Origin of the sequence: Methylomonas rivi (genome assembly GCF_024505165.1) — a bacterium.
GTDB lineage: Bacteria > Pseudomonadota > Gammaproteobacteria > Methylococcales > Methylomonadaceae > Methylomonas > Methylomonas rivi.
Window position 1 is genome coordinate 67,963 of the sequence record NZ_JANIBK010000006.1, and the last position, 7,359, is coordinate 75,321.

Genomic DNA, 7,359 nt, shown 5'->3' on the forward strand with positions numbered 1-7,359 from the left:
ATGAGCAAACATATTTATCCCCTGCTGATTGCCCAATTTTTGTCCGCCTTTGCCGACAATGCGATTTTGTTTACCGTGATAGCCCTGGTCATGCAAACCGCACAGCCGGCCGGCTGGTATATCCCGGCGCTGCAAAGTTCGTTTTTGGTATCCTTCGTGCTATTGGCGCCCTGGGTGGGCACCTTTGCCGATAATCACGCCAAATCGCGGGTGTTGATTATCGCCAATCTGATCAAGGCCGCCGGCGCGGGCTTATTATTGTTGAAAGTGGAACCTTTGATTGCCTACTGTCTGGTCGGCGCCGGCGCCGCCCTGTACAGCCCGGCCAAATACGGCATTTTGCCGGAACTGGCCGGCCACGACGGCTTGGTCAAGGCCAATAGCTGGATAGAAGGCTCGACGATTCTGGCCATTCTGACCGGCATGGTGGTGGGGGCAAAAGTCGCCGATTATTCCACTACCTGGGCGCTGGCCGGCACCGTGGCCTTATTTCTGATCTCCGCCGCCACAACCTTGTTTTTACCCGCCAAGATCAGCCGCGCACCGGTGGCGGGTTCCAAAATCGTACTGTTTTACCGGGAAGTGCGGAGCTTTTTAGCCACCCCGCGCTCGCGTTTTGCGGTTTTGGGCGCTTCGTTATTCTGGGCGGCGGCCGCTTGCGTGCGGGTCATCATCATTGCCTGGGCGCCGGCGGTGTTGCTGTCGCACAATGCCAGCGACATCGCCAACCTGACGCTGTTTTTGGCGATCGGCATTATCGTCGGTTCGGCCCTGGTGCCGCATTTGATACCGCTGGAACATTTGCGCCGGGCGCGCATCCCGGCCTATGCAATGGCTTTGATGATCGTAGGACTGAGCTTTACTCATGACATCTGGTCGGCACGCGCGGTGCTGTTATTGATGGGCACGGCCGGCGGCATGTTTATCGTGCCGATTAACGCCGCCCTGCAGGAATTGGGACAACAAAGCATAGGCAGCGGCGGCGCGGTCGCCATGCAAAACTTCTTTCAAAACGTGGCGATGCTGCTGTCGGTGGGTTCGTATACCTTGGCGGCTTCCCAGCAAGTCGGCCCGGTTGCGGCGCTGCTGGGCTTGGGAGGCTTGCTGTTCGCGGCTACTTTTTGGGTGGTACTGCGTTTGCCGGAAGCAGCGACTGCCTCCACCCCGCAATAAAATTTTTTACCAGCAAACCCACGGTTGCTTGGGCGTTTTCCGCGCCGACTCTGCCCAAGCTGCCGTTCAACGATAGCACGCAGGCCCCGTGCACCCCGCTCCATAAAGCCTGGGCCGCCATATGCCCCTGTTCCGCCTCGGACGGGTCCGGCAACAGTTGTCGAAACGGCGCTTCCACTATCAAAAACATCTCGCGGGTTTTTTGCTGATACCATTCGGGCACCGGCGCATCCTTAATAGCTTCGAAAATCATCCGCCAGCGGTTGAAATGCCGGTGGGCGAATTCTAAATAGACATTGGCCAAGGCCAGAATTTGCTCCTCGGCGGAGTCGCAAGGCTCAAGTTGTCGTAACTGTTCGGCTAACTCGTCCAAGGCCCTGCCTTTAACATGCATGATCACATCTTCCATGTTGGCAAACACCATGTAGATACTACCCACCGTATAGCCGATTTCCATCGCCACTTTCCGGACTGTCAAGGCATGGAAACCCTCTTCTATGACGATGCTTTCGGCCGCATCCAACACCATTTCCCGGATTTGTTCTTGAGTGTGTTCACTTCTTCTGGCCATATTTGCTCTGCGAGGTGCATTCGAAAAGCGATACCATACACGACCTTTGAGCCGGAATCGATACCCAAAATGCCAAATGAACTGCTTGCCGTCGTCGACGAGCTTGACCGCATCATAGCCCACCGCCCACGCCGCGAAATTCACGCCTTGTCCCTACGTCACCGGGCCGTGCATATTCTGGTTTTTAACGATAGCGGCCAGTTATTGTTACAGAAACGCTCTCTGAAAAAAGACCTTAATAAAGGCTTGTGGGATACCTCGGCGGCGGGCCATGTCGATCAAGGCGAAAACTACGCCGCATGCGCGCCCAGGGAGCTAACGGAAGAACTCGGCGTCAGCGCCGCCTTGACGGCCCTGTTCAAACTGGAGCCCACCCCCGAATTGGGCATGGAGTTTATCCAGGTTTACGAATGCGTCAACAACGGGCCTTTTGCGTTTGCCGTCGATGAAATAGACGAACTGCGCTGGCTGAACCGGGACGAGGTGGACGAACGCGTCGATAGGAACGATGCCGAGCTGACCGAAACCTTCAGGATTATTTGGCGGCATTATCGAAGTTTATAAGGGCAAACGGGGTATCCGGTAATCAGCGGACACCCCGTTCAACGGCGCTATTCGATAGTCATGCGTTGGCCGGCTTGTTTTTGTTTTTTCAGCAGATTCAGCGTCAGCACACCGTTTTCATAGCGGGCCTTACTGGTGCTGTCGTCTATATCGACCGGCAGTTGGAAACTGCGGGACACCTCGCCATAATAACGTTCGCTGCGCAGCAGTTTATCGTCTTTGGTTTGGCTGTCCACCTGACTGATTTCGGCGCGGATACTGACGACATTGCCGTCTATGTTGACGTGGATATTCTCTTTGCTGGTGCCGGGAATTTCCGCCTCGACGATAAATTCGCTGGGATTTTCCTTGATATCGACCTTAATTTGGGTCGGCAGCGCATCGCCGTGTAAAGGCTTGATAAAATAACCGGGGTTAACGTCGCGAAACAACTCATCAAACAAACCGCGACTGACAAATGGACTTAAATTGGCCATGACATTTCTCCTCTGCGTTGAGTTAAAAATTTTATTTGATCGCAGGAAGATTATGGAGGTAGAAGTTGGAATTTCAAGGCCGAACATACCGATTGGCCACAATCGGCAGCCGCTTAAAAAACTTGCAAAACCCAAAATGGAAATGGCGGAGCGGACGGGGCTCGAACCCGCGACCCCCGGCGTGACAGGCCGGTATTCTAACCAACTGAACTACCGCTCCGCAGTTGGAAGCCGCGCATTCTACAGCAAAACCCCATACCGTCAAGCTTAATCATTAAATTTGCCAAAATTCATGCCAATTACGCCCTGCCCGCTTTGCCTCTCCGCCGATACCGTTAGTTTTTTCGCGGATAAACACCGCGACTATTTGCGCTGCCGGCACTGCCGGCTGGTGTTTGTCCCGCCCAGGCAGCATCTGTCCGCCGATGCCGAAAAAGCCGTTTACGACGACCACCAAAACCGAATGGATGACTCGGGCTACCGGCAATTTTTATCGCGCCTGGCCGAGCCATTGTTAAGCAGGCTGCCTGCCCGGGCCAGCGGCCTGGATTACGGCTGCGGCCCCGGCCCCTTGCTGGCCAAAATGTTTAGCGAACAGGGCCACGCCATGCGCACTTTCGATCCTTTCTATGCCAACCGGCCCGAGACGCTGCAAAGCCGGTACGACTTTGTCACCTGTACCGAAGTGGTGGAACATTTTCGCCGGCCGCGGCAGGAATTTCAGCGCCTGTTCGGCTTGCTGAAACCCAACGGCCATTTGGGCATCATGACCAAACTGGTGATAAACGCCGACGCTTTCAGCCGCTGGCATTACAAAAACGACCCGACCCATATCAGCTTTTTTTCGGAAGACACTTTGGCATGGCTGGCGGCAAGCTATCAATGCCGGCTGGAAATCGTCGGCAAGGATGCGATCATTTTTACGGCTCAAGCCTTGTCGGCATCGCCGCCTCTGCCCGGCACGAGGCGGCGGTAAAAAGCCAAATGGCAGGCCGGAATAAATTCGATGGCGCGATAGCGGAAGCGGATGTTTTCGGCCTAGCTTTTACGGCAACCCCAACTCAGCGCGGTAAAAATCCATATCCTCCGCTAACCCAAACCAAAATATTTCCGGCATGCCGGTTTGTTTCGACCCGTTTTTCATTCAAATCCCGGAAGGTTAACCCACGCTCATTGCTGATGTTCAAAACTCCGCGGAAGTCATTTTCTGGCCCGGAGCGCAGGCCGGGCAACTCACTTGCATTAAGGTACCGCTATGGCGGTGACGCATGGGCCGCATCAGACCATCCTGCTCGTTCATGGTGTTGTATAACTGATTTTCGGCCTCAATCACCTCGTATTCGTGTTCGAACGGATAAAAGTTTTGCCCCATGCCATTTTTTTCAAGGAAATGCTGATTATCCACCAGCATTAATTTAGCATGCAGTAATTCGTGCAATAGCGCATCGGCCGGCGAGATTCCGCAAGCAGGGTTATTTTCACACCCGGGAGCATTGACCAATTGGGCGCCCAGCCGAGTGTCAAACCGGATACTGACACTATCCACGGCATATTGGTTACCCCATGCCTGTGCCTGCCAAGTATCCTGCTGATAATTCAACACAATTTTATGCTCGCGCAATTCATCGATTAAGTCCGAAATCGCGGGATAGCGGGCATAGTAATCCGCTATTGATTCCAGGTCCCCGGTAATAAATTCCGGGTCGCCGGGCCGGGCTTGATATGTACTTTTCAAAAAATCCGCGATTTTAGCGCGTAAAATTTCATTGGGACTGCCGGTTTGGACATGTTCGCGGTAGGACGCCAGCACCTGCTCGGCGGATGGCGCGCGGGCTTGCCGCAATTTAATAACCGGCGAGCCGTCGTCCGCTGCCGTGGAAATAGCTTGTAGGCCGCTATTCGGCATTTTTGCGGGGCCGGCCATTGCCGCCGGCAAATGGCTTGGCATATATAAATCGCCAGCCTTCACAGGCCTCGAAGCGGCTAAAACAATCACGCAAAACGTCAACACCAAACAGGTATTACGCCGCCGGTTATGTCCAACGCTCCGGTTATCCTTGCCGCGACCGTCCTCTTTTAAATAAACCCCATGCCGATCGGCAATACTTTTTAACTCGGTAAAAACCTTAGGCTCGATAAGGCTCAAATCTCGCCGGCAAACCAGCGCGGGCTGGCCGTCGATCAGGCAAGGGTGTAGAAAATTGTAATCCGGCCATTGCAAAAACCAGCGATTCAACGACTGAATCAATCCACTGATATCGGTGACTGGGCGACTGCCGGAGGCGTATACCCGGTCAATTATGTCGATAGCATCCATCGGGAACCTATTTATTATTATGTTATTTCCGTCGGCTTAGTAAGCCGCTTCTAATTTCTCATGCTATTGAAATTCCAAAAAACTTCAACCGACGCGCGGCACCGGTTGCGACTAACGGATAAAATTTAAGAATTGCCGCTAATCTTCGGTTTTTTGCCCGCCCAATACAAGAGGTTGTCGTAAAAGCTAGGTCGGGCCGATTGCAATGAAGCCCAACGTTTTGATTTTGTTGGGTTACGCTACGCTAACCCAACCTACATTTTGGCTTTTACGACAGCCTCTACAAAGGGATGTCTAACGAACGATTTACCCGCTATTTATAAACGCGCTATGTCGGCGAGAAACAATTCAGTCGGCTAAACAAGCGAGGAAGCTTCGAGAGAAGTCAGCTGTTTGGTTCGGGCAAACGTTTCCTGCACGATTAACGCGTCGCTGCTGGCTCGGTGGCGCTGCAACGCCAAGCTATCGATCACCTCGCGCTTGATTTGGCTCCAGATTTCCATTTGCTCTTCCTTCAGAATCAGTTCCAAGGGGCTCAGGTAAAAGCTGGGTTCAATACCGGCATCGTAAGACAGGCGGGACAGCCAGGGTTTATCCACCACCCAGCCGTCGCTGTATACGACCCTGCCAGCCAGAAACGCATTCAGTTCGGCTGCCACCACCTGAATCGGTTTGCCGTGTTCGTACAGCAACTCGCGGCTCAGGCCATGGACCTGCTCGGCCTGCTCGTCCCAAAAAAGCCAGCGGCTGGCGGGCTTGATCAACGCGCAGTATTTGTCGCCGTTGGCTAAAACCGCACCGACCTCTATCGGGTAACTATCCTCGCCAAAACCGGACGCTTCGAAATCGATAACATTAGGTCTAAAGTTCTGCAAATCAAACATCCTTGAACAAATTGACAACCTGCTAAGCCTAGCTCAAATCGCGAATTTGACGAGCCGCGATTAAGGAGCAAATATTTTAAAGCCGCCGATGCGGCCGAACAACTCACGGTAACCGGCAGCGCAACGGAGATCCGGCGGCTGTTGCGGGTTTGCCTGAATATGCCAATAATAGCCTCGTGAAAATACCGCCAGGCGATAACCCTAGGCAAACCCATCGATCATTGTTTCCGCATAATTGGATTTATAGCATGACATTCCGGATAGACGATTATTTAACGCGTATCGGCCTTAGCCAACCCGAATCGACGGCCGCCGGCCTGGCACGCTTGCAACAGGCGCAGCTCAACGCCATTGCCTTTGAAAATATCGATCCGTTGCTGGGTGTTTTGCCTAATCTGGAAACGCCGGCCGTGGTCGAAAAAGTGCTGAAGCAAGGCCGTGGCGGCTACTGTTTCGAATTGAATGGATTATTGGCATTGGCACTGGATGAACTGGGTTTCGACTATCACCCCATCATGGCCAGGGTGCGCATGGGCCACCGCGAAGGCGGACCGCGCCACCATTTGGCCTTTATCGCCGAAGCCGATGGCGAATCATGGTTGGTGGATGCCGGGTTTGGCGGCCCTTCCGCCCGCTTGCCGCTTCGGCTTGAATTCGAAAACGAACAACAGCAACACCACGATAGCTATCGCATCCGGTACGAGCCCCATAGCGGCGAACGCGTGTTGGAAATACGCCGGGACGGCGACTGGTTTGCCTTATACAGTTTTGACAGGGCGGCAGTGCGTCGTTGCGACTTGGATGCCGCGAATATACTCTGCTCTACATGGGATCAATCGCCGCTATCCCAAAATCTGCTGCTGTGCCGCAATACCGCGCGAGGCCGGATTCATCTGTACAATCAAACCTTCAGCGAATTCAATGCCGGCGTGCAAACCGACATCACCGTAGAAACCGCCGAACATTTGGGCGACCTGGTGCGCAACGACTTTGGCGTCGCCATTAACGACGCTGAATTAGCCGCTATAGCCGGACATTTGGGATTGGCATAAGCGGCCCGTTCGACAGCCCCGCAAGCGCGGCACGCTGACTAAGCGCGATCAAATCCACGCTAACCCGGCTCAAGCGGCCTGACTACGCTTCGCGGAACCGGTCAGCGAATGAAGTTTGAAGCGGCGTCCCGCCGGCCGGACAATTTCGGTTGAGGCGGCACATAATGGGTTTGCCCGGCTTTAAGCCACCGGCGTTACCGGCGCGGCTGCCGCGAGCGGATTAAATGAATCGCGTATTCAGGCTAGGGCTTGTTATATTACGAGAACGGACACCCTATCCGAAACCCAATACAGCCCGGCGAGGTTTTCAAAATGACTAAAC

The 7,359-nt window shown here is 53.9% G+C and carries 8 protein-coding genes and 1 tRNA gene; 4 read left to right on the top strand and 5 right to left on the bottom strand.

Annotated elements, in window-relative coordinates; all coding sequences use genetic code 11:
* Entirely contained in the window at window positions 1–1,173 is a 1,173-nt protein-coding gene (gene lplT / locus NP596_RS02425) for a lysophospholipid transporter LplT (RefSeq protein WP_256613617.1), read from the top strand.
* Here the strand turns inward: lplT and NP596_RS02430 are convergent.
* Window positions 1,115–1,744, bottom strand: a complete 630-nt coding sequence (locus tag NP596_RS02430) for a TetR/AcrR family transcriptional regulator (RefSeq protein ID WP_256613618.1) — start codon at window positions 1,742–1,744, stop codon at window positions 1,115–1,117. The two genes, lplT and NP596_RS02430, sit on opposite strands and share 59 nt — an antisense overlap.
* Window positions 1,745–1,813: 69 nt before the next feature.
* Here NP596_RS02430 and NP596_RS02435 point away from each other — a divergent pair, with 69 nt between their 5' ends.
* The gene (locus tag NP596_RS02435; RefSeq protein ID WP_256613619.1) at window positions 1,814–2,308 is read left to right on the top strand and encodes an NUDIX hydrolase; all 495 of its coding nucleotides are present in this window, start codon (window positions 1,814–1,816) and stop codon (window positions 2,306–2,308) included.
* Between the two features lie 47 nt (window positions 2,309–2,355).
* On the opposite strand, the gene NP596_RS02440 is transcribed toward NP596_RS02435, so the two are convergent.
* Together NP596_RS02440 and NP596_RS02445 are read right to left on the bottom strand one after the other, a co-directional pair.
* Complete coding sequence (locus tag NP596_RS02440; RefSeq protein ID WP_256613620.1) at window positions 2,356–2,784, bottom strand: Hsp20/alpha crystallin family protein; 429 nt, start codon at window positions 2,782–2,784, stop codon at window positions 2,356–2,358.
* Window positions 2,785–2,927: 143 nt separating this feature from the next.
* A tRNA-Asp gene (locus NP596_RS02445) sits at window positions 2,928–3,004 on the bottom strand.
* Window positions 3,005–3,076: 72 nt separating this feature from the next.
* On the opposite strand from NP596_RS02445, the gene NP596_RS02450 reads away from it, so the two are divergent.
* Window positions 3,077–3,760, top strand: coding sequence for a class I SAM-dependent methyltransferase (locus tag NP596_RS02450; RefSeq protein WP_256613621.1), 684 nt, complete (start codon window positions 3,077–3,079; stop codon window positions 3,758–3,760).
* Window positions 3,761–3,967: 207 nt separating this feature from the next.
* On the opposite strand, the gene NP596_RS02455 is transcribed toward NP596_RS02450, so the two are convergent.
* Both NP596_RS02455 and NP596_RS02460 read right to left on the bottom strand, forming a co-directional pair.
* Entirely contained in the window at window positions 3,968–5,101 is a 1,134-nt protein-coding gene (locus NP596_RS02455; RefSeq protein ID WP_256613622.1) for a hypothetical protein, read from the bottom strand.
* Window positions 5,102–5,457: 356 nt separating this feature from the next.
* Window positions 5,458–5,976 carry a 3'-5' exonuclease gene (locus tag NP596_RS02460; RefSeq protein ID WP_256613623.1) on the bottom strand — a complete coding sequence of 173 codons (519 nt, stop codon included), beginning with the start codon at window positions 5,974–5,976 and terminating at the stop codon, window positions 5,458–5,460.
* 257 nt (window positions 5,977–6,233) lie between these two features.
* Here NP596_RS02460 and NP596_RS02465 point away from each other — a divergent pair, with 257 nt between their 5' ends.
* On the top strand, window positions 6,234–7,037 hold the full coding sequence (locus NP596_RS02465) for an arylamine N-acetyltransferase family protein (protein ID WP_256613624.1): 804 nt from the start codon (window positions 6,234–6,236) through the stop codon (window positions 7,035–7,037).
* Window positions 7,038–7,359: the final 322 nt, after the last annotated feature.